This window comes from Sphingomonas sp. BL-S-28 (assembly GCF_055521515.1).
Genome location: NZ_CM145484.1, coordinates 1,665,632 through 1,691,100, shown reverse-complemented (window position 1 = coordinate 1,691,100; position 25,469 = coordinate 1,665,632). Strand labels below are relative to the sequence as shown.

General features: G+C 63.3%; 23 protein-coding genes, 1 other RNA gene and 1 pseudogene. 9 read left to right on the top strand and 16 right to left on the bottom strand.

Translation table 11 applies throughout. The annotated features are described in order from the left end of the window. Positions 1 to 19: 19 nt before the first annotated feature. Positions 20 to 1,294: a hypothetical protein gene (locus tag ACZ1JC_RS16745; RefSeq protein ID WP_465135798.1), complete on the bottom strand. Its 1,275-nt coding sequence runs from the start codon at positions 1,292 to 1,294 to the stop codon at positions 20 to 22. 11 nt (positions 1,295 to 1,305) lie between these two features. Next, positions 1,306 to 2,823 carry a glycosyl transferase family protein gene (locus tag ACZ1JC_RS16740; RefSeq protein ID WP_465135799.1) on the bottom strand — a complete coding sequence of 506 codons (1,518 nt, stop codon included), beginning with the start codon at positions 2,821 to 2,823 and terminating at the stop codon, positions 1,306 to 1,308. 120 nt (positions 2,824 to 2,943) lie between these two features. Here ACZ1JC_RS16740 and nhaA point away from each other — a divergent pair, with 120 nt between their 5' ends. Continuing rightward, complete coding sequence (nhaA, locus tag ACZ1JC_RS16735) at positions 2,944 to 4,161, top strand: Na+/H+ antiporter NhaA (RefSeq protein ID WP_465135800.1); 1,218 nt, start codon at positions 2,944 to 2,946, stop codon at positions 4,159 to 4,161. 27 nt (positions 4,162 to 4,188) lie between these two features. On the opposite strand, the gene ACZ1JC_RS16730 is transcribed toward nhaA, so the two are convergent. Together ACZ1JC_RS16730 and ACZ1JC_RS16725 are read right to left on the bottom strand one after the other, a co-directional pair. Next, complete coding sequence (locus tag ACZ1JC_RS16730; protein WP_395331588.1) at positions 4,189 to 4,617, bottom strand: VOC family protein; 429 nt, start codon at positions 4,615 to 4,617, stop codon at positions 4,189 to 4,191. 183 nt (positions 4,618 to 4,800) lie between these two features. Then, entirely contained in the window at positions 4,801 to 5,565 is a 765-nt protein-coding gene (locus ACZ1JC_RS16725) for a TorF family putative porin (protein ID WP_465135801.1), read from the bottom strand. Between the two features lie 237 nt (positions 5,566 to 5,802). On the opposite strand from ACZ1JC_RS16725, the pseudogene ACZ1JC_RS16720 reads away from it, so the two are divergent. Further along, positions 5,803 to 6,378, top strand: a pseudogene (locus ACZ1JC_RS16720) (metallophosphoesterase); the annotation flags it as partial. A 227-nt stretch (positions 6,379 to 6,605) separates the two neighbouring features. Here the strand turns inward: ACZ1JC_RS16720 and rnpB are convergent. From rnpB to ACZ1JC_RS16700, 4 genes are all read right to left on the bottom strand, one after another. Then, positions 6,606 to 7,038, bottom strand: an RNA gene (gene rnpB / locus ACZ1JC_RS16715) — RNase P RNA component class A. A gap of 9 nt (positions 7,039 to 7,047) precedes the next feature. Beyond that, positions 7,048 to 7,752: an N-acetylmuramoyl-L-alanine amidase gene (locus ACZ1JC_RS16710; RefSeq protein WP_465135802.1), complete on the bottom strand. Its 705-nt coding sequence runs from the start codon at positions 7,750 to 7,752 to the stop codon at positions 7,048 to 7,050. A gap of 27 nt (positions 7,753 to 7,779) precedes the next feature. Then, positions 7,780 to 8,436 carry a histidine phosphotransferase family protein gene (locus tag ACZ1JC_RS16705; protein WP_465135803.1) on the bottom strand — a complete coding sequence of 219 codons (657 nt, stop codon included), beginning with the start codon at positions 8,434 to 8,436 and terminating at the stop codon, positions 7,780 to 7,782. Positions 8,437 to 8,484: 48 nt separating this feature from the next. Next, a complete protein-coding gene (locus ACZ1JC_RS16700; RefSeq protein ID WP_465135804.1) occupies positions 8,485 to 8,946 on the bottom strand; it encodes a M67 family metallopeptidase in 462 nt (153 codons plus the stop codon). Between the two features lie 18 nt (positions 8,947 to 8,964). On the opposite strand from ACZ1JC_RS16700, the gene ACZ1JC_RS16695 reads away from it, so the two are divergent. Together ACZ1JC_RS16695 and rpoH are read left to right on the top strand one after the other, a co-directional pair. Then, entirely contained in the window at positions 8,965 to 9,909 is a 945-nt protein-coding gene (locus ACZ1JC_RS16695; protein ID WP_465135805.1) for an RluA family pseudouridine synthase, read from the top strand. 89 nt (positions 9,910 to 9,998) lie between these two features. Further along, entirely contained in the window at positions 9,999 to 10,910 is a 912-nt protein-coding gene (gene rpoH / locus ACZ1JC_RS16690) for an RNA polymerase sigma factor RpoH (RefSeq protein WP_465135806.1), read from the top strand. 79 nt (positions 10,911 to 10,989) lie between these two features. On the opposite strand, the gene ACZ1JC_RS16685 is transcribed toward rpoH, so the two are convergent. Continuing rightward, positions 10,990 to 12,045 carry a patatin-like phospholipase family protein gene (locus tag ACZ1JC_RS16685; protein WP_465135807.1) on the bottom strand — a complete coding sequence of 352 codons (1,056 nt, stop codon included), beginning with the start codon at positions 12,043 to 12,045 and terminating at the stop codon, positions 10,990 to 10,992. Positions 12,046 to 12,122: 77 nt separating this feature from the next. Continuing rightward, a complete protein-coding gene (locus tag ACZ1JC_RS16680) occupies positions 12,123 to 12,872 on the bottom strand; it encodes an SDR family oxidoreductase (RefSeq protein WP_465135808.1) in 750 nt (249 codons plus the stop codon). Positions 12,873 to 12,985: 113 nt separating this feature from the next. On the opposite strand from ACZ1JC_RS16680, the gene ACZ1JC_RS16675 reads away from it, so the two are divergent. Both ACZ1JC_RS16675 and mtgA read left to right on the top strand, forming a co-directional pair. Beyond that, entirely contained in the window at positions 12,986 to 13,366 is a 381-nt protein-coding gene (locus ACZ1JC_RS16675) for a winged helix-turn-helix transcriptional regulator (RefSeq protein ID WP_465135809.1), read from the top strand. 80 nt (positions 13,367 to 13,446) lie between these two features. Continuing rightward, complete coding sequence (gene mtgA / locus ACZ1JC_RS16670) at positions 13,447 to 14,112, top strand: monofunctional biosynthetic peptidoglycan transglycosylase (RefSeq protein WP_465138570.1); 666 nt, start codon at positions 13,447 to 13,449, stop codon at positions 14,110 to 14,112. A 1-nt stretch (position 14,113) separates the two neighbouring features. Here mtgA and ACZ1JC_RS16665 read toward each other — a convergent pair whose 3' ends face one another. Together ACZ1JC_RS16665 and ACZ1JC_RS16660 are read right to left on the bottom strand one after the other, a co-directional pair. After that, the gene (locus tag ACZ1JC_RS16665; RefSeq protein ID WP_465135810.1) at positions 14,114 to 14,761 is read right to left on the bottom strand and encodes a YitT family protein; all 648 of its coding nucleotides are present in this window, start codon (positions 14,759 to 14,761) and stop codon (positions 14,114 to 14,116) included. A 101-nt stretch (positions 14,762 to 14,862) separates the two neighbouring features. Further along, positions 14,863 to 17,511, bottom strand: coding sequence for a TonB-dependent receptor (locus ACZ1JC_RS16660; RefSeq protein WP_465135811.1), 2,649 nt, complete (start codon positions 17,509 to 17,511; stop codon positions 14,863 to 14,865). 358 nt (positions 17,512 to 17,869) lie between these two features. Here ACZ1JC_RS16660 and ACZ1JC_RS16655 point away from each other — a divergent pair, with 358 nt between their 5' ends. Both ACZ1JC_RS16655 and ACZ1JC_RS16650 read left to right on the top strand, forming a co-directional pair. Then, positions 17,870 to 18,814: a cation diffusion facilitator family transporter gene (locus ACZ1JC_RS16655; RefSeq protein ID WP_465138571.1), complete on the top strand. Its 945-nt coding sequence runs from the start codon at positions 17,870 to 17,872 to the stop codon at positions 18,812 to 18,814. A gap of 137 nt (positions 18,815 to 18,951) precedes the next feature. Beyond that, complete coding sequence (locus ACZ1JC_RS16650) at positions 18,952 to 19,524, top strand: nuclear transport factor 2 family protein (RefSeq protein WP_465135812.1); 573 nt, start codon at positions 18,952 to 18,954, stop codon at positions 19,522 to 19,524. Between the two features lie 9 nt (positions 19,525 to 19,533). Here the strand turns inward: ACZ1JC_RS16650 and ACZ1JC_RS16645 are convergent, their stop codons facing one another. The 3 genes from ACZ1JC_RS16645 to clpP form a co-directional block, all read right to left on the bottom strand. Then, positions 19,534 to 19,881, bottom strand: a complete 348-nt coding sequence (locus ACZ1JC_RS16645) for a low molecular weight protein tyrosine phosphatase family protein (protein WP_465138572.1) — start codon at positions 19,879 to 19,881, stop codon at positions 19,534 to 19,536. A gap of 123 nt (positions 19,882 to 20,004) precedes the next feature. Beyond that, positions 20,005 to 21,267 (bottom strand): ATP-dependent Clp protease ATP-binding subunit ClpX, encoded by a 1,263-nt coding sequence (clpX, locus tag ACZ1JC_RS16640; protein WP_395390794.1) that lies wholly within the window; start codon positions 21,265 to 21,267, stop codon positions 20,005 to 20,007. Positions 21,268 to 21,415: 148 nt separating this feature from the next. Next, a complete protein-coding gene (gene clpP, locus ACZ1JC_RS16635) occupies positions 21,416 to 22,084 on the bottom strand; it encodes an ATP-dependent Clp endopeptidase proteolytic subunit ClpP (RefSeq protein WP_465135813.1) in 669 nt (222 codons plus the stop codon). 249 nt (positions 22,085 to 22,333) lie between these two features. Between clpP and ACZ1JC_RS16630 the strand changes: the two genes are divergently transcribed. Beyond that, complete coding sequence (locus ACZ1JC_RS16630) at positions 22,334 to 23,809, top strand: hypothetical protein (protein WP_465135814.1); 1,476 nt, start codon at positions 22,334 to 22,336, stop codon at positions 23,807 to 23,809. 88 nt (positions 23,810 to 23,897) lie between these two features. Here ACZ1JC_RS16630 and tig read toward each other — a convergent pair whose 3' ends face one another. Next, the gene (gene tig / locus ACZ1JC_RS16625) at positions 23,898 to 25,463 is read right to left on the bottom strand and encodes a trigger factor (protein WP_465135815.1); all 1,566 of its coding nucleotides are present in this window, start codon (positions 25,461 to 25,463) and stop codon (positions 23,898 to 23,900) included. Positions 25,464 to 25,469 lie beyond the last annotated feature (6 nt).

Here is a 25,469-nt window from a genome sequence, read left to right as displayed (position 1 = left end):
AGCGGAGAAAAGCCGCGAATCAGAAACCTGCGGAAAGAGTCAGAGCCGGTCCGGAGTCCGGTTTGGCGTCTCCGGCAACGCGGAAACGCCAATCGACTGCCAGACGCCCGAACACGTTCTTTGCCAGAGGCAGCGCCAGCGTGGCCGAGGGCCCAGCATCCAGCCTGCCCGCCCCCTTCTGGACACCGCCCCACAGCCCCCCGCCCAGCCGCGCTTCCGCGCGCGCCAGACTGAACAGGCTGCGATCAACCCGAAGCTGTCCTTCCGCAAACGGCGTCGCGAACTTGCCGCCGACATAGCCGGCTTGGCCATAGGTCTCACCGCGCAACCGGTGCGGCAGTTCGAACGGCGGCAGGGCGGTAATCGCCATGGCGACCGGCTGGAACCAGTGCTGCCCGGCCTGCTGGGTCATGCGCGCTTCAAGGGCGGTCACCACGGGCAAGCCTGGCAAAGGACGTGCGGCGAGGCCGATTGCGGTGGCGATCTCGTTCCGGGTCTGCCCCAGCGTGGTCGTGGATCGCAGGTAGACTTCGGGGCGATAGGCAGACTGCCGCGCCAGTCGGTAGCGGATGATCGCACCCGTCTGGCTGGCGCCATAAGTGGCCGGCAATGCGCCGTTCGCCAAAGGCCCCGCGCCATTGCCGCGCAGCAAAGCCCAGGAGTCGACCGACCAGCGCTTCAACGCAAACGCAGGTCGTGCGGCTCCGTCCTGCCCCTCCGGCGGCGCGACCTGCCCGGCACCAGCAGGCGCATCGACGGGTAACGGCGCGGAAAGCAACGCGAAGGACGGCAAACCGGCAGGGAGCCGCCGCGGCGCCACGGCCCCCATCGGCGTTCGCGGAAAGTCCCGCCCGGGGTCGACAGCGGCCCAGCCTGGAGCCTGCTCGTTATCGGCATTCGCCTGCGCGAAAAGGGCCGGGTCGCGCCCCGCTGCACCTGCCGGACCGGGCACGAAAACATAGGCTACGCCGCCCGGATAACCGGCGACGCGGACCTGCCGGAAAACCGCCCCGCGCGGAACCATCGCGCCCGGCTGCCAGTACTGCGGAGGGCCATAGGCCTGGCCGGCAGATGACGGCACATCCGGATATCCGCCGGCAAACGGATAGGTCCCGGTAAACGACTGGGGCCCCGTCGCAGGGTCGACGCGATAACCGCCCTCCCCTTCCGTGCCGGCGCTTGCCGTACCTATCGCCGGCGCCGCCACCGAAGGCTCCGCCTCCCATGCCGAGAGCCGGCCGCCCGCCCATCCGCAAAGCACCGCGAGCAAGGCGACCACAGGCTGTCCGCGCATGCGCCCCGACATCATGCGGCCGTCCGCATAGGTTCGGCCGCCGCAGTCCCACGTATCGACGAAACGGCCGCCGCTGGGCGATTTTGAGCAAGGCGGTGGCCACTTGCCGGAATGGCCGCCGGATGGGCCGCGTGGCGCGTCTTGTCCCAGACGACCGCACCGCCCGCCAGCGTCCGCACATAGCTGGTCAGTGCCCGGCGCGTGGCAAGGATCGCGATGATATTGGCCACCGGCAGGCGCAGAATAGCCCAAACCCCTTCCATCGCGCCGTATTCGCGGGCGGTGAACATCCCTCTGAGCGCGCATCGCCATGCCAGGCTGACGGCGCATGCAATCAGCATGATCCGCAGCACGGGCGATTGCATCGGCAAGATCTGCCAGCCACTGAGACGAAGAATTGCCAGGGCCGCCTCCACCACGATCAGCAGATAGCTCGCCGCCAGGATCACCGCCGTCAGCGGCCCGCGCCGATCGCGCAGCGCCATCCAGACATCGGCCATGCCTGCGGCCCGGCCGGCGCGCCCGTCGATGCGGCTCCAGCCCAGCCGGTCCCAGGACTGAAACGCGATGCCATGGATCCAGCGCGTCTTCTGCCGCACCGAATCCTCCAGCCGATCCGGAAAATAGGCCCGCGTAGCGACCAGTTCGCCCTGCGGATCGCGCGCGCGGACGAAGCGCCCCTTGCCGCCTTCCCGCCAGACCAGCACGCCCAGCTCGTAGTCTTCGGTAAGGCATTCGGCCGCGAACGGTCCCTTGCCGCCCGCCGCCACGCGTTGCTGTGCAATCCGCGCCAGCATCTTGCGGGAGAACCCGCAGCCCACCCCTGCAGCCGGCAACGCTGCCCCCAAGGCATCGCGCACCACCAGCGATTTGCCATGGGCTTCGGCAAACTCGTCGAGATAATGCCCGCCCACCCATCGCGAGCGCGCCTCGCGTTCGGCACGGACCGGCAACTGCACGAAATCGGCGTGGTCCAGCGTGCGGTCGATCACGGTCAGTTCGGCGGAATGAACCATGTCCTCGGCATCGTGAAGCACAATGCAGCGGAACGGATGATCCCAGCGCCGCTCATCCTCGCACAGGGCGTCGTAAAGGCGATTCAGGCAATCGGCCTTGGTGGTGGGGCCATGGCGCGAATGGATCACCAGGCGTACGCGGGCATCCTGCCCCGCTCCGTCCATCGCAGTCGCCAGCGTTTCTGGATCGTTGGCATAGCAGCCGATGTAGAGGCGAAAATCCTGCTGTCGCCACGCCGCAAGCGCGTGCCGGATGGTGTGGCCGATCACCTCATCCTCTTGCCAGGCGGCCACAAGGATCGCGACGCGTCCGGTCAATGGCGCATCGCAGTCCTCCTGCGACAAGCGTGTGCCGCGCGCCCTGCCCGTCAGCCGCAACCAAAGCCACGCAATGTCCGTGCCCAGATCGTCGCACGCGCCCAGCAAAAGCCAGAACGCCGTAAAGAGCAGAAGTTCCTGCTCGACATGCTGCAGGCACACGAGCGCCTGCTGAATCGCACCAGCTGTTACCACGTAGTCCCCCCGAACCCCGACAGGCGCATTCCGGATGAAGCGCTTGACGTTACCGTCAGGCCGGCATCCGGATTGCATGGGCGGCTTGCATCGCCGCCAAGTCTGCCCGAGACAGGACTTATGAGTGCACAGCGCAATTACGCCAATGAATTGGCGTTCCGTTTCATAAAGTTAATAAGCAGCGAGGCTTCGGCGGGGATTCTGCTGATTTTCGTCGCAATAATGGCGCTATTGGTGGCCAATTCGTCGCTTGGTCATGGTTACCATGAACTGTTTCACCATCCGCTGAGTTGGACGCCGGTCGCCCGACTCGACACGCTGCATGCCTGGATCAACGACGCGCTGATGGCGGTGTTCTTCCTTGTCGTCGGGCTGGAGATAAAGCGCGAGATCATCGACGGCGAACTGTCCAGCCCGGCGCGGCGGCGGCTTCCCGTACTGGCGGCGCTGGCCGGAATGATTGCGCCTGCACTGATCTATCTTGCGACCGCCGGCCTGGAGCCACCCGCCCAGCGTGGTTGGGCGATCCCGGCAGCAACCGACATCGCCTTTGCAGTGGGCGTACTTGCCCTGCTCGGCCGCCGCGTGCCGGCATCGCTACGTCTGTTCCTGCTGACCGTAGCCATTGTCGACGATCTTGGCGCGGTTGCGGTGATCGCACTGTTCTATACTGCGCACATCGATGCGATCTGGGCCATGGCGGGATTGGGCGTGCTGATCGCGCTGCTGGCCTGCGGGCGGCTGCGGGTTCCGTTCCTGTCGGTCTATCTGCTGCTGGGCCTTGCACTGTGGATCTGCGTGCTGAATTCCGGAATCCATGCCACGGTAGCCGGCGTGCTCCTGGCTTTCACGATCCCGCTGCGCCCATTGCGCCGCGAATCGATGCTGCTGCGGCTGGAACATGCGCTGGCGCCCTGGAACAGCTTCCTGATCGTGCCGCTGTTCGGCTTTGCCAACGCGGGCGTGGCGCTTTCGGGGGATGGCACCGGCAACAGCTTGTTGGATCCGGTGCCGCTGGGCGTGGCGCTGGGCCTGTTTCTGGGTAAGCAGATCGGCATCTTCGCCGCCATCGTGCTGGCGGACCGCACCGGTTTCGCCTCGCGCCCGGAAGGTGCCAGCTGGCTTCAGCTGTGGGGCATGGCAGCGCTGTGCGGGATCGGCTTCACGATGAGCCTGTTCATCGGCGCGCTTGCCTTCCCGCGCTTTCCGGAGCTGGTGGAGGAAGCCAAGCTGGGGGTGCTGGCCGGGTCGCTGTGTTCTTCGCTGCTGGGCTTCGCGATCCTGCGTTTCGCGCCGCAATCCGCGGGACGTACTGCGCGAACGGCCGACGCGGCCTGACGCCGCGCCGGTCTTCGTAGCAAGGCCTTACCAGGCGCCGACGTTCGGCATCGAGGCCCAGGGCTCTGCGGGTTCGAGGCGGCCGTCCTGCAGCAGTTCCACCGAAATGCCGTCGGGCGTGCGCACGAAAGCCATGTGACCGTCACGCGGGGGGCGGTTGATGGTCACGCCCGCATCGGCCAGCGTCTGGCAGGTGGCGTAAATATCGTCGACCTGGAAGGCGAGATGGCCGAAATTGCGTCCGCCGGTATATTCCTCAAACGAACCGTCCTCGGCCGGCCAGTTATAGGTCAGCTCCACTTCCGATTCCTCGCCCGGCACGGCCAGATAGATCAGCGTGAAACGGCCCTGTTCGCTGGAAAATCGGCGCGTTTCCTTCAGCCCGATCAGTTCGAAGAAGGCGATCGTCGCGTCCGGATCGGTCACGCGGATCATGGTGTGAAGGTACTTGGTCACGGGATGTCCTTTGGAAAACGGCAGCGCACCTTTGCGGGCGTCCGCACGCATTTTTGACTTGGATGGGGCACGATAGACCAGACCAAGCCTGCCACTCCACCATGTTCTCGCAATCGCAGCGTCCGGACGCGAAAAACCCGCCCGGAATGCTCCGGGCGGGTCCTCCTGCGAATTTTCGTTGGATCAGAACGAAGCGGTAAGCGTGCCCACCACCGCGTCGTTGGTGTAGCTGTCGATGCTGGGACCGCTGACGCCGACGTAGCTGACGCCAACCGAGAGCGGGCCGTACACCGTCATCGAAGCGCCGATCGAATAGTCGACGCCGGTCTTGTCGCCATTGCAGTAATAGCACGGCGCGAGCACGCCGTTGGTGTAGCCGAGGTGGCCCGACACGGTGACCGGCGTATTGGGGATGGCGACGTCGACGTTGCCGTAGACATAGACGTTGTCGTGCTTGTAGCCGTTGATGGTCAGCAGGCCCTTCTGCTTCCACGCATAGGCAAGGCCCGCCTTCAGCTTGGCCGGTCCGACCGAGTAGGCCAGCGATGCGTAAGGTTCCCAGTAGTTGGCATCGCCCACGTGGCCGCTCGGATAGGCGTAATACAGCATGCCGGCGTCAAGCGTCAGGCCGCTGCTGCCCAGGCCGCCGGTCCAGCCGGCGATGAGGTCCAGTTCCTGATCGCCATAGACGTCGCCACCATGGATCGAGGACGACCAGGTGCTGACGTAGACGCCGCTCTTGTGCGAAACGGTGATGCCGCCCTGAATGGCCGGATCGCCGTTCGACAGCGAAACGCCGCGGAAACGGTAATCGGTGGTGAGCGCAACGTTACCGGTGACGGTGAAGTCCTTGGGAGCGTCGGCTTCGTCGGCGAAGGCGGGGGTCGCTGCGAGCGCGGAGCCCGCAAGAAGGGTCGCGGCGATAAGGCCACGGACGGACATAACCATGTTCATTCCCTCACAAATTCTTTTTGGTGCTTCGTTCCCACCTGCGCTTTTCGCCGCGTCCTCGTTTCGGGACAGCGTGCGTCAGCACAATAATGCTGCATCGCACCAAGAAAACGCACAAGGAAAATTTCAGAAAAGCAACAATCGGGAAACGAAGTGTGGACTTTTTGCCACTCGCAGTTGCAGCGCGGCGCGCTTGCCCAGGCTCCGGGCGCGGCGTATACCGGCCGGCATAGAATGCTTTCAAAGCTCAAAAATCTTGTCGCCCGTCCCGCCAGACAATGGACGCCCAAGCTGCCGCCAGGCCAGCGAGTCTATGCCGTGGGGGACATTCATGGCCGGCTCGACCTCTTCGAGGGACTCATCGCCGCGATCGAGCGCGACGACGCCAATCGGGGTGAGGCCGTCAGCAACGTCATCCTGCTTGGCGATCTGATCGACCGCGGCCCCGCAAGCGCCGGCGTGATCGACCGGGCGCGGCGATGGTCGCGCGAACGCCGGGTGGACTTCATTCAGGGCAATCACGAGGAAATGCTGCTGGTCGCCGCGCGCAAGCTGGACGCGTTCCGCAGCTTCGTGAAGTACGGCGGGCGCGAGACGATCATCTCCTATGGCGTGGACCCAGGTTTCGTGATGGCAGCCGAGCCGGAAGAACTGCAACTGGCGATGCTGGATGCCATCCCGCAGGATGATTTCGATTTCCTCGACGGGTTCGAGAAAATGGTGCGCATCGGCGATTATCTGTTCGTCCACGCCGGGGTGCGGCCGGATACGCCGCTGGACCATCAGTTGGGCCATGACTGCCGATGGATTCGCGAGCCGTTCCTGACGCATGCCGGCGATTTCGGGGCAGTGGTCGTGCATGGGCACACCATCACCCAGCAGCCGGAAATCCGCTCCAACCGCATCGGCATCGACACCGGCGCCTATGTCCACGGCACGCTGACGGCTATCGGGTTGGAGGGCGAGAATCGCTGGTTCATCCAGGCCTGCGACACTGCAGACGGCATTGTCATTCAGGTCGCCGCTCAGGATCGTAACGCACCGGGGAGCCTGTAAGCCGGGTTCTGTACCTGGCGTGGTCTCCCAAACAGAGGGACCTTACGCCGCGGCGGCAGCCATTCCTCTAGGCGACGCATTGCTGCGTCGCTCAAGCGACCAACCCGGGCTGCCTGGGTCCGAAACGAACCCGCCATTCAAGATGGCGCGCAGCCCCTATTCGGTCTTGCTCCGGGTGGGGTTTGCCATGCCGCTTGCCGTTACCGGTAGCGCGGTGCGCTCTTACCGCACCCTTTCACCCTTACCTTCCGAACCTGAGCCCGGTTGGCGGTCTGCTCTCTGTGGCACTTTCCCTAAGCTTCGCCGGGCCTGAAAACCCAACTCGCCCGGCGGGCGTTACCCGCCACCCTTGTTTCGTGGAGCCCGGACTTTCCTCGCGCATCCAAAGATGCCCGCGGCTGCCCGGCTCCCCGGTGCGGGCGGTCACCTAGCACGACCGGTGTCGCGCTCCAACAGCAGTTCGAAGAGAATTCCGCCGATTTCGCCATCGATCACGCCATCGATGATCTCGGGCCGCCAGCGGCGCTGAAACGCGCTGACCGCCGCGCGGCCATCCGCGATGTCGTATCCGAACCGTTCGAGCGCCAGGTAGAAGGCGCCGGGATTGTCGTAGAACAGGTTCATCTTCGCCGGCGGGATTTCCAGCGCAAGCCCCAGTTGGCCAAGGCGGGCCCAATCGAAGTACTCGCCCGGATCCAGCTTGCGCGACGGCGCGATGTCCGAATGGGCGACCACATTCGCACGCGGGATGTCGTGCCGGTCCATGATGTCCGCCAGCAGCGGCAGCAGCGCGTCCATCTGCGGTTCGGGGAACGGACGATAGCCCCATTCATGCCCGGGATTGACCAGTTCGATCCCCACCGAGGCGGAATTCACGTCAGTCACGCCGCGCCAGTAGGACCGGCCGGCGTGCCACGCCCGCCTGTCCTCCGGCACCAGCGAGGTGACGATCCCCTCCTCGTCGATCATGTAGTGCGCGGAAACTTCCGCCGCCGGATCGCACATGCGCTCCAGCGCCTCATCGGCGCTCTTCATGCCGGTATAGTGGAGCACCACCATGGAAACCGGCAGCTTGCGCTCGTTGTGGTTGGGCGATTCGACGACTCGGTTGACCAGCCAGCGGTTCATCGTCCGATGCCCTTCCCTTGCGGCCCGTCAGATACCGGGAAGAACCGCGCCGAGCACCAGCGCATCGTCGCCCAGTGCATATTGCAACCGCCCGCCAAGGCTTTGCGCAAGCTGCTGGATCATCGCCGCCGGTGCGGTGCGGCTGGACAGGTCGCCCTCGGGCAGCGTGCCTTCAAGGGCCCGGCCGACGTCGCGGTCGAAAGCGATACGCGGGCCCGCCGCACGCACGACGATCTCGCTGGTGCCGCAAGTCAGCTGATCGGGACGCAGTTCGGCAGCGATATCCAGTGTGCCGCCGCGCGGCAGCGCCTCGATGCCGATCAGCGCGAAGTTGAGCAGCGTCTTGATCGCCGGCTTGGGCATCGTGTCGCTGCCCAGCGACCAGTTGACGACGATCCGCGCATTATTGGCGATCAGCGCATCGACCAGGGCCCGCGCCTCGGTAACCGGCACCATGTCGCCGAAACCGCCCGCCGCGCCGAACGCAAGGCGGAAGAACTTCAGCTTGTCTGCCGAGATTCGCGCGCTCTGGTCCAGCAGTTCGAAACAGCGCTGGCGCATCTCCGGATCCTTCTCGTCGGACAGGAGTTCAAGGCCGTTCGACAGCGCGCCCACCGGGCTCAACATGTCGTGACAAAGGCGCGAACAGAGGAGACTGGCAAGTTCGATCGCACTGGTGCTCATATTCGCGGAAACTTCCATGCTTTCAGGTGGCCAACAGATAGGTGGCGATCAGGTTTGGGCAAGATGCGCCGCATCAGCAGAATCTATAGGCGAATCCGGATGATTCCCGCCGATGACATCGCAGATAATTGGTGAAAAACCATTCCCGCTATCTCGCCAGAATGCAACACGCCCGTCGCCGATGATCGCCCAAATCCGCAAATCGCCGGTGGAATGTTCGCGATCCACGGCGGAAGGTACGGGCTGTCCCGTAGGATGCGAATGATAATAGCCGAGAATCTGCGGCCCGCCGGCCCGCGCGGCGCGGTGGGCGGCCAATAGCATCGCCGGATCGATCTCGAAATGGCGGGTGCGTTCGGGGGCGACATTGGCAGCGGAAACCGCACGGTCGATGCGCGTGCCCTCCCCCGCCGCTGCCCCCAGCAGCAGCCCGCAGCACTCTTCCGGATGGCAGCGCGCGGCTTCCTCCATCAAAGCGGTAACAACCTCTCTTGTCACTTCGACATTCATCCCCAAATCGTACAGACAATGGGGGTCATGGAAAACATCATTGAAGGTACGATCGGGGAGGCCGGTGGCCGCCTCGACAAGGCGCTTGCAGAGGCCAGCGGCCTCTCGCGCGAACGCATCAAGGCCCTGATGGGCGAAGGCCGCATCACGCTTTCGGGCAAACCTGCCGCGCAGGCCTCGCTCAAGGTGGAGCCCGGCACGCCTTTCGCCATCGCCGTGCCCGAAGCCATTCCCGCCGAAGCGGCGCCGCAGGACATTCCGCTGAACGTCGTGTTCGAGGATGAATACCTGATCGTTGTCGACAAGCCGGCCGGCCTCGTCGTCCATCCCGCCGCCGGCAATCTGGACGGCACGCTGGTCAATGCCCTGCTTCATCATTGCCGCGGCCAGCTTTCGGGAATTGGCGGCGTGGCGCGGCCCGGCATCGTCCACCGCATCGACAAGGACACCTCCGGATTGCTGGTGGTCGCCAAGACCGACCGTGCCCACGAGGGCCTCGCCGCCCAGTTCGCCGACCACTCGATCGAGCGTGCCTATCGCGCCGTCGTCGCCGGAAAACCGATTCCTCTTGCCGGCACTGTAACCGGATCGATCGGTCGTTCGAATACCAACCGAAAGAAGATGGCACTGGTCGAAGAAGGCAGAGGCAAACACGCGGTGACTCATTACCGCACGATCGAAGCGCTTAAAGGCGCGTCGCTTGTAGAATGTCGCCTCGAAACGGGAAGAACGCACCAAGTACGCGTTCACATGTCGTCAATCGGGCATTCGCTATTGGGGGATCCAGTATATGGACGTACACCTTCAGCGATTCGTCCGGTCGTGCAACGACTCGGATTTCACCGCCAAGCGCTTCACGCAGCGGAACTTGGCTTCGTCCACCCCGTTACTGGGGAGACAGTCCGATTTTCCAGCCCCCTTCCCGATGACATGCGGGCTCTGATCGACGAACTGCGTCAGTGAAATCGGATTAACATGCTATCTTACAAAGGTGGCCCCAAGCTAAGATGCCTGCATAGGGTCTTCGACCGCGGGCCGACCGGAAAGGACGGATGACAGTGAACACCAAGCGACGCAATCTCCCGGCGGTACCTTCGCTGGGCAGCGAGCAGAGCCTCAATCGTTATCTCTCCGAGATCCGCAAGTTCCCTGTGCTTGCGCCCGAGCAGGAATACATGCTCGCCAAGCGCTACAAGGAACACGAGGATCCCGAAGCTGCTGCACAGCTGGTAACCAGCCATCTTCGCCTCGTCGCGAAGATCGCGATGGGCTACCGTGGCTATGGCCTGCCCGTTTCCGAACTGATCTCCGAAGGCAACATCGGCCTTATGCAGGGGGTCAAGAAGTTCGAGCCCGATCGGGGCTTCCGCCTCGCCACTTATGCTATGTGGTGGATCAAGGCGTCGATTCAAGAGTTCATCCTGCGCTCGTGGTCGCTCGTGAAGATGGGCACCACCGCGGGCCAGAAAAAGCTGTTCTTCAACTTGCGCCGCATGAAGAAGAACCTCGACGCCTACGAGGACACCGACCTGCATCCGGACGATGTCGCCACGATCGCGACCACGCTTGGCGTGTCGCAGCAGGAAGTGGTGAACATGAACCGGCGCATGATGATGGGCGGCGATGCTTCGCTGAACGTCTCCCTGCGCGAGGAAGGCGAAGGCCAGTGGATGGACATCCTTGCGGATGACCGCCCGCTGCAGGACGAGACCGTTGCCGACGCGGAAGAAGCCACCGTTCGCCACGACATGCTGGTCGAGGCGATGGACTCGCTGAACGACCGCGAACGCGACATTCTCACCGAACGTCGCCTGACCGAAGACCCGAAGACGCTCGAAGAGCTGAGCCAGGTCTACAACGTCAGCCGCGAACGCGTGCGCCAGATCGAGGTTCGCGCTTTCGAAAAGCTGCAGAAGGCGATGGCCCGCATCGCCACCAGCAAGAAGCTGGTTCCGGCGATGTAATTTTCGTCTAGGTACGTGCAAAGATTAGCCGGGTCGCTCGCAAGGGCGGCCCGGTTTTCTTTTGTCATTTGCGCTGGCGTCACGCCGGCCCGAAGCGCTTGGCGAAATTCACGGTGCTACGCTTGCCAAGATGCTCGACATTCGCCTCGCACCACAGCTTGGCCGCCGCCTCACCGGCATCGTGAAGCTTCAGCAGCAGATGCCGCACCGGCAGCAGCTTGGTCTGCGCCGGCATGGCGGCAAGCGTGGGCTCATCGTGAATCTCATGAAGCCGCAGCCGCTCGACTTGCGCGACCAGCCCATCTTTCGCGCCGGCCTTCGTCCGGGCCTGCCCGATCGCGGATTGCAGCAGCACCAACCCCTGCAATTCCTTGCGCATGGACTGGTTGAAGCCGATTTCCGTCAGCCGATCGATGATTGCGGCGGCATTGCGCGGGGTTTCGGAACGTACCTGGGTATTCACGGTGATCAGTAGCAGATCGTCGTTGGCGCTTTCCTGCACCAGCGGAACCAGCGGCGGATTGGCGCTGTAGCCGCCGTCCCAATAATCCTTCCCGTCGATCGTGACGGGAGGGAAATAAAGCGGCAGACAGGCCGAGGCGAGCAGCGCATCGCTGGTCAAATCGGCATTGCGGAACAGACGCAAGGCGCCCGATCGGGCATTGGTAGCCGAAACGAACAACGGCGGCGCCTCTTCGCTGCGGATCGCATCGAAATCGACGTGCTTGTCTATCACCTTGCGCAGGATTTCCTGCATCTCGCGGCCCAGTTCGGGGGAAGCATGGGCCATGCCCACGTCTCTGAACACGGTCGACCACCAGGACGAGAGCGCGCGCGATGTCTGCGGAAACGCCTCGATCATCGGAATCAGCGGCCCCGCCTCTCGGCCGGAGCGGTTCAGCTCCTTCCAGAAGCTGCGAAGCCTATCCCGCGCGCCCTCGCGCCCGCCGCTAACGAGGCCCGAAACCAGCACGGCGGCATTCATGGCCCCCGCACTTGCCCCGCTCAGGGCGCCGGGGATCAACCGTTCATCCTGTAAAAGCCCGTCGAGCACACCCCAGGTGAAGGCGCCGTGCGCGCCTCCACCCTGAAGTGCGAGATCCAGGTAATGTACGTGCTTGTCTTTGGAAAACATGGCCGTGCCGCCGATGCTGCGCTGCAACATACAGTGATAGCACCGGCCGCCGGATGGTTCCAGCGGTGAGCCGTTTTTCAGGTGTGCGGCGCGTTGAGAGTGGCGAACGTCTCGGCATAGCGGCCTTCCGCCTCTGCATTGCGCAGAAAGCCAAGGCGCTGCACGCCGATCAGTTCGGGCGTCGGCTGCTGTGCGAACAGGCTCATCACTTCGTCGGTGAAATCGCCCAGCGGCATGTAGCCCTCCCGCGTGGACTGCCCAGGGGTCAGTTCGGTCTGCACCGCCGGCGGCGCCAGTTCGATAACCTCTACCTTGCCGGCCAGCGCGAAGCGCAGCGAATCGGTCCACGAATGGATCGCCGCCTTGGTCGCCGAATAGACCGCCGCCGCAACCAGCGGCACGAAGGCAAGCCCGGAACTGACATTGACGATCGCCGCATCCGGTTGCGCCGAAAGGTGATCGATCAGGGCATCGGTCAGGCGGATCGGGCCCAGCAGATTGGTGGTCACGCAAGCCTCCGCCCGCGACAGGTCGCGCGAGCTCGAAATGTCCTCCAGCGGCATGATCCCGGCATTGTTGACCAGCACGTTGAGCGCCGGGAACTTCGCCAGCACGTCCTGCGCAAAGGCACGGATCCCCTCCGGATCGCCGACATCCAGCGCCATCGGGTGAATGTTCGCATGCCCCTTTGCCGTCTCTTCCAGACTGGAAAGCGTGCGCCCGGTGACGATCACGACATTGCCGGCGTCATGCCAACGCTGCGCCAGTTCGCGGCCGATGCCCGTACCGCCGCCGGAAAGAAGAATGGTGTTGCCGCTGGTCTTCATAGTGAACTCCTTGGAAGCAAAGCTGCGAGGAAGGTTGCGAAGACGGTGTGATGCTTATACTCTCTTTTGGAAAGTAGGCACCTGAAAGTGCTGTAGTCACCGGAAGGTAAGAAATGGAAAATCAGCCGATCACCACCTACTCCAATGTCCCCGGTGTGGACGCGCTCGTCAATGAACTGATCGGCCGTGTAGCGGACAAATGGACCTTGCTGGTGCTGGAGGCGCTGGAAGAAGGCGGCGAATCACGCTTCAGCCAGCTTGCCCGCACGGTTCCCGGAATCAGCCAGAAGATGCTCACGCAGACACTCCGCCAGATGGAGCGCGACGGTTTCGTCCATCGCACCGTCCACCCCGTGATCCCCCCGCATGTGGATTATCGCCTTACCCCGCTGGGCCATAGCTTGGGCGAGGCATTCTGCGGCGTCTGGCTCTGGGCGGAGAAGCATCTGGGCGACGTTCAGACGGCCAGGGCCGCATTCGATACCCGCGATTGATCGCACGCCACCTTTCGCCCCTCGCGCAACCTCGCTAGGCAGGCGGCGTCAATCTGAGAATTCGGGGCTCCCTTCCTTTGCTGCGCATCCTTGCCAAGGTCATCATCTGGTTCGTCGCCATCAGCGTGGGGTTGACCGTGCTCTACCGCTTCGTGCCGCCGCCGGTGACGGTGACGATGCTGGTGGACGGCAACGGCATCACCAAGGACTGGCAGCCGCTCAGCCGGATAGACCGCAACATGGTCGCCGCCGCGATCGCAGGTGAGGACGGCAAGTTCTGCACCCACAACGGCTTCGACACCGATGCCATCGAAAAGGCGTTCGAGCGCAATGCCGCCGGCGGCCGCATTCGCGGCGGATCGACGATCAGCCAGCAGACCGCGAAGAACGTCTTTCTCTGGCAGGGCGACGGCTGGATCCGCTATCTGCGCAAGGGTTTCGAGGTCTGGTTCACGTTCCTGATCGAGAACCTGTGGGACAAGCGGCGGATCATGGAAGTCTACCTGAACGTCGCGGAAACCGGCATCGGCACTTATGGCGTGGAAGCGGGTGCCCAGCGCTACTACGGCAAGTCCGCCACCAACCTGACCCCGATCGAGGCCGCCCGCATCGCCGCCGCACTGCCCAGCCCCAAGACGCGCGACGTCAAGAACCCGTCCGGCTTCACGCGCCGCTACGGCAATATCATCGCCGCACGCATCGGCACGGTGAAGCGCGAAGGCTTCGATTCCTGCGTCTACGACTAAATTAATACCCGTTATAGCGACCTGGCCGGTGCCACACGAATAGGATGCCGCCGGTCGCCATGACGCCCAGCAGCGACCAGAGGACCTGCACAAGGTCCAGCGCCAGCAGCGAAAACAACAGAACGCCGGTATCGAAGATCATCTGCGTGCGCCCGGCATTCCATCCCCGCGTCCGGTAGAGCGACAGCACGACCGCACCCGACCCGCCCGAACCCGCCGCGTGCCGGGCCAGCGCCAATGCGCCCATGCCGATCAGCGTCCCGCCGAACACCGCGGCAACCGGGCGCGCGACATAATCCAGCACCAGCACATGCGGCGCAAGCGCGGTAAGTGCGAAGAGCCCCAGCGTCACGATCATCGTCTTGAGGAGGAACGCACTCCCCATGGACCGCACGGTCAGTGCCAGCATGGGCAGTGACAGCACCGCATAGAGCAGTCCCACGGGCGCGCCCGTGAGATAATTCAGCGTCAGCGCAAGCCCCGCCACGCCGCCAGTCGCAAGCTGGGCCTGCTGCAGCAGAATGAGGCCCATCGACAGCAGGATCGTGCCCACGACCAAGGCGTAGCCATCTTCGAACAGACTATGTGGCGTGCCCTCGGGAATTGCCCCGGCATCGGCAAGATCGACGGTATCTTCGTGAATTTCCATGTTCCGCGCTGAATGATTTTCCAAAGTTGGCAGCCAACAAAAAAGGGGAGGGAACCGCAGTTCCCTCCCCTCCCCTGTTTCGCGTGACGCGATTTTTCGGATCAGAAGCCCATCGAGATGGTGCCGCTGACAGTGCGCGGCGAACCGATGTAGGCGTAAGGAACCGAGTTCGTAGCCGTGTTCGACGTGAAGCCGCCGACATAGAGCTTGTTGAACAGGTTGGTCACGTTGAGCTGCAGGTAGGTCATGTCGTTCAGGCCGAGGAAGCCCAGACCGACCTTCGCGTCGAGATCCACGACCGTGTAGGCCGGGGTCTTGGCGCCATAGACCTGGTACGTGGTGGTCGCACCGTTGACCGTGTAGGTCTGAACGATCGGCAGGTTCTGATCGTTCACGTAACGCGGACCGGTACGCTTCGCCTGCGCGCCCAGTTCGACCGGCCCCAGGTTGCCCTGCACGCGGCCACCGAACATGTAGGTGGAAGCACCACCTTCACGCTTGCCCTTGGTGATGTAGTAGATCGGATCGCCAACGGCCGAGCAGGTGCCGATGCCGGTCGAGACGCCGGCAGCCACGTTGGCCGCGGTGCACTCACCCGACTGAACGTTGTCCATGATCTTCGACTTCAGCACCGAACCGAAGGCATAGAGCGTGACTTCCGGGATCGGCGAGTAGCCAACGCTGCCATCGAGGCCGTACTTGTGAACCTTGCCGAGGTTACGATAGGTCGTAACATCGAGTTCGGGGTTGTACGACGAAGCAAGGCGGTTGTTGAACCAGGTGTACCAGGCCGAGAACTGCGCCTGGAACTTGCCCGAGATGAAGCGCGTGCCGATGTCGAGGTTGTCGGTGGTTTCCGGCTTCGGCAGAGCCTGGCCAGCGGCAAAGCCCAGCGACTGATACAGGTTGTCCGTACCCGGAACCTGCATACCCTTGGTGTAGTTGGCGTACACGCTCAGGTTGTCGGTGACCGAGAAGTTCAAACCGCCGGTCGGCAGGATCTTGTGGAAGTTATAGTTGCGCTTGGTCGGGCCGACATAAGTCGGATTGGCCGCCAGGAAGGTTGCCTGCTGCGCCGCGTCGGTGAAGCAGTCGACGAACGAACCGCCCGCTTCGGTGACGCAGAGGTTGTTCAGCTTGCGCGTGAACCAGGGCGAACGAATGCCCAGGTTGACGGTCAGGCGCTTGTCGATGAATTCGCCGCGGTACTCACCCGAAACCTGGTTGAGCATGGCGATCGACTTGCGGTTGCGCTTCTGGATGACGCCGCCGCCCACATCGAGGAGCGGATTGTCTTCGGGGAAGTATTCCGTCGTCAGGCCGCTGCCGTACACTGCGGCAACTTCGCCAGTCTGGCGGTGACGGCCGTAGTCAAACGAGTAGTTCAGGCGGAAGGTCTGACCGTCGATCGGGTTCCAGATCAGGTTGGCGATCAGGCCGAAGCGGTTGGTCTTGGTTTCGCTGGGAGCATAAACCGTGACGCTGTCGCGCGTGTCGCCGTCACCGTTCAGATCGACGCCGCCAAAGTAAGGCTTGCCGCCAATGTAGCCATAGATCGGCCCGATTGCCGCGAGAGTGGAGGTCGCAGCGCGGGTGTAGAAGCCTTCATAGCCGGTGACCGCGCCGGTACCGCCATTGGCCTTAGTGTACTGGTAGCTCGGATCCACGGTCAGGATCAGGCTATCCGACAGCGTGAAGCGCGAGTTGATGCGGATGTTACCGGTGTTCGACGGGTTGTAGCTCTCGTCGTAACGGGTGCCGCAAGTGTTCGGCGAGTCGGTGACGCCGGGATTGGCGGCAGCGATGTGGCACGAGGCCAGCGTGTAATCGGCTTCGCTCATGCTGGTGGGGAAACGGTTGCTCGAACCCGAACCGACGACGCGATCGGTGCTCGTCAGGGTCTGATTCGGCGAGGTGCCGGACACGGCGAAAATCTTGCTGTCAGTGCGCAGCGGAACCGACGAGAAGTTGCGGTTACGGCTGATGTTGTAGTTGCCCGCAACCGACACGAAGTCGCCATTATCGCCGATCGGCTGATAAATCTTGGCGTTGAATTGCGTGCGGTCGGTCTTGCTCGAACGCTGATACGGGTTCTCGTTCGTCGCATGGCTGGCGGCAACGAACGCGCGGGTGCCAATGCCAGTGAACACGCCGGTGTCGACCACGCCGAACATGCGGAAGTAGCCGTATTCACCCGCCGAACCGCGCACGTTGACGTGGAAGTCTTCGGTGGGGTTACGCGTACGATAGTTCACCGTCGAACCCGACGCGGCAGCCGTGGGGCTATCGATGTCGGTGGTGCCGAGGTTGACGTTCACCTGCTCGACCAGTTCCGAATCGAGCTGCTGGCTCGAATACTGGGCGTAGTTGCCCGTATCGTTCAGCGGCAGACCGTCAAAGGTCAGCGAGATGCGGCTGGCATCGAAACCACGGATGTTCAGCGTACCGCCCGAACCGCCGTACGGATCGTTGTTCTGGAAGCTGACGCCCGGAACCAGGTTGATCAGTTCGTGAATGGCCTGACCCGAACGCTGATTGGCGATCATGTCCTGGGTGATGACCTGCTTGGTCTTGGTCGAATCGGGCAGCTGGATCCCGTCGATGCCGCGCTGGGCGGAACCGGTAACAAGGATCGTGCCTTCTTCGAATTCAGTCGAACCAGTCGACTGAGCGAGAGCCGGCATGGCAAGAAACGCTGCGCCAACGGCCAGCGTGCTGGTCGCCGTAGAGAGAACGGTGTGAAATTTCATCTTAGCCCCCTGGAGCCATCTGAATGGGTTGGTTGCAATTTGCAGAAGGTTTGCCCCGCCACAGTTTTGCTGCGGCTGCTAAGAGCAGCGCAATATGACAAGTCTCTGACACAGTGGATTCATTTCTGGACAGGTCGCAGCAATTTTTGACCCGTGTGGCAGAAACGATGCAGTTGGATCCGATTTTTTGTGACATTTCCGAGGATTGTCGAAAAATTCACGCTTCCCCACTGCGGCATAAATGTCACGAGGATGCCTTACGCCCGTTTTCCGCACTGCCGCATGAGGGCCGCCGAAGCTATGACATGTTACGACATCGCTTGATGGCGGCCGACTGGCCGTGGCAATCATCACCGTCATGGGCGTCGCACACGATCATCATGGCCACAATCATGGCCACCACCACCACGGGCATCATCATGCCGTTCCCGGTAATGTCGGCAGGGCCTTCGCACTCGCGGTAGGACTGAACCTGGTCTTCGTCATCGCCGAAGTCGCAGCCGGCTTCATCAGCGATTCGATGGCGCTGCTGGCCGATGCCGGGCACAATCTTTCGGATGTACTGTCGCTGCTGCTCGCCTGGGCGGCCAGCGTGCTCGCCTCTCGCCCGCCGACGGAACGGTTCACTTACGGCCTCAAGAGTTCCTCGATCCTCGCTGCCATCGCCAATGCCGCCCTGCTCTGGGTGGCGATCGGCGCGATCCTGGTGGAAACGATCCGCCGGTTTGCCGAACCGGCACCGGTTACCGGCACGACGATGATCGTCGTTGCCGCGCTCGGCATCGCGGTGAACGCGCTTTCCGCCCTGCTGTTCGCCAAGGGCAGCAAGGACGACCTCAACTTGCGTGCCGCCTTCGTGCACCTGATGGCTGACGCTGCGGTCTCGGCCGGGGTCGTGATTGCCGGGATCGTGATCGTGTGGACGGGCTGGGCCATGGTTGACCCTATCGCCTCACTGATCATCACCGCCGTCATCGCCTGGTCCAGTTGGAGCCTGCTGCGCGAATCGCTTCGCATGGGGATGATGGCCGTGCCCGAAAGCATCGACATCGCCGCCGTCCGCACCTTCTTGGAAGCTCGCCCCGGTGTCGCGCGCGTTCACGACCTTCACGTCTGGCCGATGAGCACGACCGAAACCGCCCTCACCGCGCATCTGGTGATGCCGGCCGGCCAGCCCGGCGATGGATTCCTGCATGATCTTGCCCACGATCTGGATCACAAATTCAAGATCGGCCACCCGACCATCCAGATCGAGACGGAGGCCCACACCCCCTGCGCTCTGGAAAGCGAAATGGTCGTCTGAACATTGACTGGGCTGTTTCCAGCACCGCGCAGGCGCACAGGGAATTCCGCGACAATAAGGTACAATAATCCCGATTGCGGCACGCGGGCCCGTGGCTAGGAATCGTGTCCATCACCGACTGGATGGACAGATCCGCAATGACACCTCGATACCCCGCCCGCCTGCTGCTTTCCGCGGCGCTTGGCTGCGCCCTGCTGCCCGGCCTTGCCCATGCCGACACCAAGAGCGACCTTGAAGCGCGCTACGCCGCCCTCAAGACCGCGATGGACACGCGCGAGCCGGACGATATCAAGCCCTTCCTCACGCCCGACTTCAAGCGCACCGATCTGGGCGGCAATTCGATGAATGCCGACGACATGATCGATCGCCTTGCCAATATTCCCGTCGACCCCAGCCGCAAGTCGACCAACACGATCCTTTCGGTGACCGTCAACGGCCAGACCGCCGAAGTCGAACAGCGTCAGGATGCTGCGGGCAATCGGCAGGACCGCGATGGCCAGTCACACCAGTTCGCCATGAGCGAGCTTTCGCACGATACCTGGGTGCAGAGCGATAAGGGCTGGCTGCTCAAGTCCACCGAGACCGAGCAGATGACCATCTCCCGCGACGGTCAGGTCGTTCGCACGATGAAGAAGGGCGATCCGATGCCCCCGCGCGGCCAGCGTGGTCCCGGTGGCGGCGGCATGGGTCCCCGCCCCGACGGTAACTGAGGCCTAGTTCTACCCGCCTCGGCCCGTCGGCCGGGGCGGCAGGTGGCGAGACATCCGCAGTTCGAGCAGTTCGACCAGCGCCGGATCCATGAACGCATAGTCGTCCGGAATGTCGAGGCAGATCATCCGCTGCCCGTTGAGATGGCGACGGAACCGCTGCTGCACTTTGCTGCGATGCACCTTTTCCATCACCACGATCACATCGGCCCATGCGACCAGTTCGCCAGTCAGCGGCTCCACGGCATCGACATTGGTTCCGGCCGAGGCCACTTCGATATCGCCCCGGCTGGAAAATATCTGTTCGGCCGTTGGACTGCGCAGCTTGTTCTGGCTGCAGACGAAGAGATAACGCTTCATCGCCCGACCGAAGCACACCGCGCGGACCACGGCAATTGCGCCGAACAACGAAAGCCCCACAACGAAAAGGGCCCGCCCGGATGATCCGGACGGGCCCTTTTCGTTTTGACCTAGCGGCAGCGCTTAAGCTGCGGCTTCGGCCTTGTCGCCCTTCAGCACGCGGACCGGTTCCTTGCGGCCTTCGACCACATCCTTGTCCACGACGACTTCGGCGATATCGCCTTCGGTCGGCAGGTCGAACATGGTGTCGAGCAGCAGCCCTTCCACGATCGAGCGCAGGCCGCGCGCGCCGGTCTTACGGTCGATGGCCTTCTGGGCGATCGCCTCAAGCGCCTCGTCCGTGAAGGTCAGTTCCACGTCTTCCAGCTCGAACAGCTTGGCGTACTGCTTGATCAGCGCGTTCTTCGGTTCGCGCAGGATCTTGACCAGCGCCTCGATGTCGAGGTCGTTCAGGGTCGCGATCACCGGCAGACGGCCGACGAATTCGGGGATCAGGCCGAACTTGAGCAGATCTTCCGGCTCCGCCTTCTGGAGCAGTTCGCCCACGCGGCGCTTGTCCGGATCGGCGACATGCGCGCCGAAGCCGATCGAACGCTTCTGGAGGCGGTCGGCAATGATCTTCTCAAGACCCGCAAAGGCGCCGCCGCAGATGAACAGGATGTTGGTCGTGTCCACCTGCAGGAATTCCTGCTGCGGATGCTTGCGGCCGCCCTGCGGGGGAACCGAGGCCGTGGTGCCTTCCATCAGCTTCAGCAGGGCCTGCTGCACGCCCTCGCCCGAAACGTCGCGCGTGATCGACGGATTCTCGGCCTTGCGGCTGATCTTGTCGATCTCGTCGATGTAGACGATGCCGTGCTGCGCCTTCTCGACGTTGTAGTCGGAAGCCTGCAGCAGCTTGAGGATGATGTTCTCCACGTCCTCGCCCACGTAACCGGCTTCGGTCAGCGTGGTGGCGTCGGCCATGGTGAAGGGCACGTCGAACGTCTTGGCGAGCGTCTGCGCGAGCAGCGTCTTGCCCGAACCGGTGGGACCCACCAGCAGGATGTTCGACTTCGACAGCTCCACATCGCCCTGCTTGCCGCTGTGCTTCAAGCGCTTGTAGTGGTTGTGCACCGCTACCGACAGCACGCGCTTCGCGCGGTCCTGCCCGATCACGTAGTCGTTCAGCGTCTCGCAGATATCACGGGGAGACGGCACGCCGCCGTCCTTCTTGCCCGCAATTCCGGCCTTGGTTTCTTCGCGAATGATGTCGTTGCAAAGCTCGACACATTCGTCGCAGATGAAGACCGTGGGGCCCGCGATCAGCTTGCGCACTTCGTGCTGCGACTTGCCGCAGAAGCTGCAGTAGAGGGTGCTTTTCGCGTCAGATCCGCTCAATTTCGTCATTTTCCGTCTTTAGGCCATTTCCAGGCGACTCGTCGAGTCTACCTTGGACGGGGCCGGTTTTGCAATCCTAGCCCTATATGGGTACCCCGATAACCGTTGCAAAGAACTGAAGGTCGATACCCGCAGGCACCGACCTTCTGCGTCATGCTCAGGCTTCGGCCGGCTTGTCGGCGTCGGGCCGCGTTTCGAAGACCTTGTCGACCAGACCGAACGCCAGCGCTTCCTCGGCTTCGAGGAAGGTGTCGCGGTCCATCGCCTTCTCGATCTCGTCCAGCGACTTGCCGGTGTACTTCACGTAGAGATCGTTGAGACGCTTGCGCATCCGCAGGATCTCACGCGCCTGGATCTCGATGTCCGAAGCCATGCCGCGCGCGCCGCCCGAGGGCTGGTGCACCATGATGCGGGCATTCGGCAGCGCGATGCGCATGCCCGGCTCGCCGGCGGCGAGCAGGAAGCTGCCCATCGATGCGGCCTGGCCGATGCACACGGTCGAAACGCGCGGCTTGATGTACTGCATGGTGTCGTGGATGGCCATGCCGGCCGTCACCACGCCGCCCGGCGAGTTGATGTACATCGAGATGTCCTTCGTCGGATTTTCCGATTCGAGGAACAGGAGCTGCGCGACGATCAGCGAGGCCATGTGGTCCTCGACTTCGCCGGTGATGAAAACGATGCGTTCGCGCAGCAGGCGCGAATAGATGTCGAAGCTGCGCTCACCACGGCTGGTCTGCTCGACGACCATCGGCACGAGTGCGCCGGTAACGGGGTCGGTAGTGAACTTTCCTTGGGCGCCCGAGGCGCCAAACAGGTCGAGCATGGGAGTCCTCTTTTGGTTTGGACCGCCTATGTCGCGTGCCCCTGCCCGATGTTCAAGGGCTTTAACCCTTCATTCGATGCAGGACACACAACTATCGGGGGGCAATCGGGCGGAACAGCGTAACTTGCGCCGGTTCCGATCGGATGGACGGGGGATTTGTGCCCTCTCCGTTGCCCGCCATCAATATTTCGGCCATCCCTTCATAAGATAAGTAAATTCACGTGTCGCCGGCTTCGGGGGGAGCCCACCATGTCGAAAAAGCTCCATGCGAGCACGATTCTGCTCGCCGCGATTGCTCTCGCCCTGGCGATTGCATGGGCCTGCCTGCATCGCGGGCCCTGGTATGACGAATTCTACACGCAATACGTCACCCGCGTCGGCCCGGGCTGGCTTGAGGCGCTTCACACCAGCTGGTTGCCGGACAACCACCCTCCCCTCTATTATGCGCTCGCCCGCGCGACCGCGTGGTTAGGCCAGACCGAGACGCACCGGCTGTTGAACCTGGCGATCGGCATGGTCAGTCTGCTGGCCGGCACGCTGATCGTCCGCGATGTGCCGCGCCTGCTGCCGGCCGGCACCGCGCTGCTCCTGCTGCTGATGGGCAATCTTTGGTCGGTGATGAGCGCGAGCGAGCTGCGATCCTACTTCCTATCGCTCTGCGTCGGCATTCTGTTGGCCTTGTCGCTTTCCGCGCTGGAACTCACCCGCGAAGGCGGATCAACGGCGCGGCGACTGGTCTACGCCGCCACCCTACTGGTGGCTTTCAACACCCATATCGTCACCACGCTGATCGCAGGGGCCCTTGTCGTCCCCTTCCTGGCAGCCGCGTTGGTGCGGCGCGACTGGGCGCAGACCCGCGCCATTGCCCTGCCTGCCGCGGCATCGGGGCTGGTCTTCATGGCCGTCAGCCTTGTCCAACTGCCCTATTGGCAGGCCAATACGCAAAGCTTCTGGATCAGCCCCGGCCTCGCCAGTGCGCGCTGGTCGATCGAATATGCACTGCTGCGAAGCCTGGAGGCGAATCCGCTGGTCCTTTTGGGGGCATTGGCGGGCGTGGCATTGCTGGGGCGCGATCTCATGCGCAGCCGCTTCCCCTGTCGCGGCATCAGCACGCTGACGCTGCTGGCGGGCGGCGTCGTGCTCGGGCTGGGCATTCTCGTGGTGCTGCACCTGCTGCATCCGATGCTGATCGAGAAGTATCTGACGGCGATGGTCGGCGCCGTCAGCGTCGGCATCGCTCTCGCCTGCGGGCGACTATTGCATGCGCTGGGGCCGCGCATGACCGCGCTATTCCTTGGCCTTGCGTTCATCCTCTCGGCATGGTCGCTGGTGGAGAACGTCGAAATCACGCAGGCACGCTATTCGTGGTATGGCACTGGCGGCTTCATCGCCGATCAGGTCGCGCACTGTCCGCAGACGCTGGTGCATACCGACCGCTTCTGGAACGCCAACGTCATCGCCGGCCCTCCGGTGGACAACGCCGCGGTGATTCCCTGGGCCTACCGGGCGGTAGCCACGCACTTCGGCTTCGCGCTGGAATCGGACGATTCGCGCAAGCTGGCGCGGAATTGCCCCACACTGTTCTGGGCCGAGCACGATGCCGACCACCGGTTCGATGCCGCCGCGATCCTCACCCACCTGCGACGCAGCGGCTTTGCCGTGAAATCCATCGAACTTCGGCGCATCGGCAATGGCTGGGTGGCAGTGGCGCCGCCCGGAGACTGAGCACTCTCCCGACTCCGCAAAAGGAAAGGCCCGCCGTGCTTGCGCACGGCGGGCCTTCAACGATCGGTCAGCGTTCTACGCGACGCGATCAGTCTTCCTTCTTGGCAGCAGCCTTCTTGGCCGGAGCCTTCTTGGCCGGCTTCGCCTCGGCTTCAGCTTCGACAGCCTCGTCCTTCTTGGCAGCGGCCTTCTTGGCGGGAGCCTTCTTCGGCTTTTCCTCGGCAGCAGCTTCCTCGGCCGTAGCTTCAGCTTCGTCCTTCTTGGCGGCAGCCTTCTTGGCCGGGGCCTTCTTGGCGGCCGGCTTCTTGGCTTCGGTGGCCTTCTCGCCGTCGGTGTCGGCTTCGATGGCGGCCTGCAGTTCGTCGCGGGTCACTTCACGCTCGGTGACGTCAGCCTTCTCGATAAGGAAGTCGACGACCTTGTCTTCGTAAAGCGGCGCGCGCAGCTGGGCAGCCATCATCGGGTCCTGGCGGACATATTCCATGAAGCGCTGGCGGTCTTCCGGACGATACTGCTGCGCGGCCTGCGCGACGAGCATCGACATTTCCTGCGCGGTCACTTCGACGCCGTTCGACTGGCCGATTTCCGACAGAAGCAGGCCAAGGCGCACGCGGCGCTCGGCGATCTTGCGGTAGTCGTCCTTCTCGGCTTCGATCTCGGCCAGAGCGGCGGCGGGATCTTCCTCGCCAGCGGCTTCCTGGGTCAGCTGCTGCCAGATCTGCGAGAATTCGGCTTCCACCATGGTCGGCGGCACGTCGAAGTCATGACCGGCGGCAAGCTGGTCGAGCAGCTGGCGCTTCATCGCGGTGCGGGTCAGGCCGGCAGTTTCCTGCTCCAGCTGGCCCTTGAGCAGGCCCTGGAGCTGCTCAAGGCTCTCAAGACCCAGTTCCTTGGCGAAATCGTCGTCCAGCTTCGATTCGGCAGGTGCCTTCACTTCGTGCACGACGATGTCGAAGGTGGTTTCCTTGCCGGCCAGATTCGCGGCCGGGTAGTCTTCCGGGAAGGTCACGGTGATGGTGCGCTCGTCGCCAGCCTTGGCGCCGCCCAGCTGCTCTTCGAAGCCGGGGATGAAGCGGCCCGAACCGATGACCAGCGGGGCCTTCTCGGCCTTGCCGCCGTCGAACTCGACGCCGTCGAGCTTACCGGTGAAGTCGATGATCAGCTGATCGCCGTCAGCGGCCGCGCCGTCCTTGGTTTCGAAACGCTGCTGCTGCGAGGCAATGCGCTCGACCGCTTCGGTCACGGCGTCTTCCGACACGGGCACGACCAGCTTTTCAAGCTTCAGACCGTCGATGGCGGGGGCTTCGATGACCGGAAGGACTTCCAGGCTGACGGTCAGCTCGGCATCCTTGCCCTGTTCGTAGCCTTCGCCCAGCGCAACGTCGGGGTTCATGGCGGGGCGCAGCGCGTGGTCGGTGACCAGCTTATCCATGGCTTCGCGGATGGTGGCGTTCAGCGCGTCCTGATGGATCGCTTCGCCGTGCATCTTCTTGACCAGGTTGGCGGGCACCTTGCCGGCGCGGAAGCCGGGCATCTTCACCTGCGGGGCGATCTTCTTGATTTCGCCTTCGACGCGCGCGGTGATGGCGGTAGCGGGAATGGTCACCGTGTAGGCGCGCTTGAGGCCCTCGTTGGTGGTTTCGACGATCTGCATTTCAAA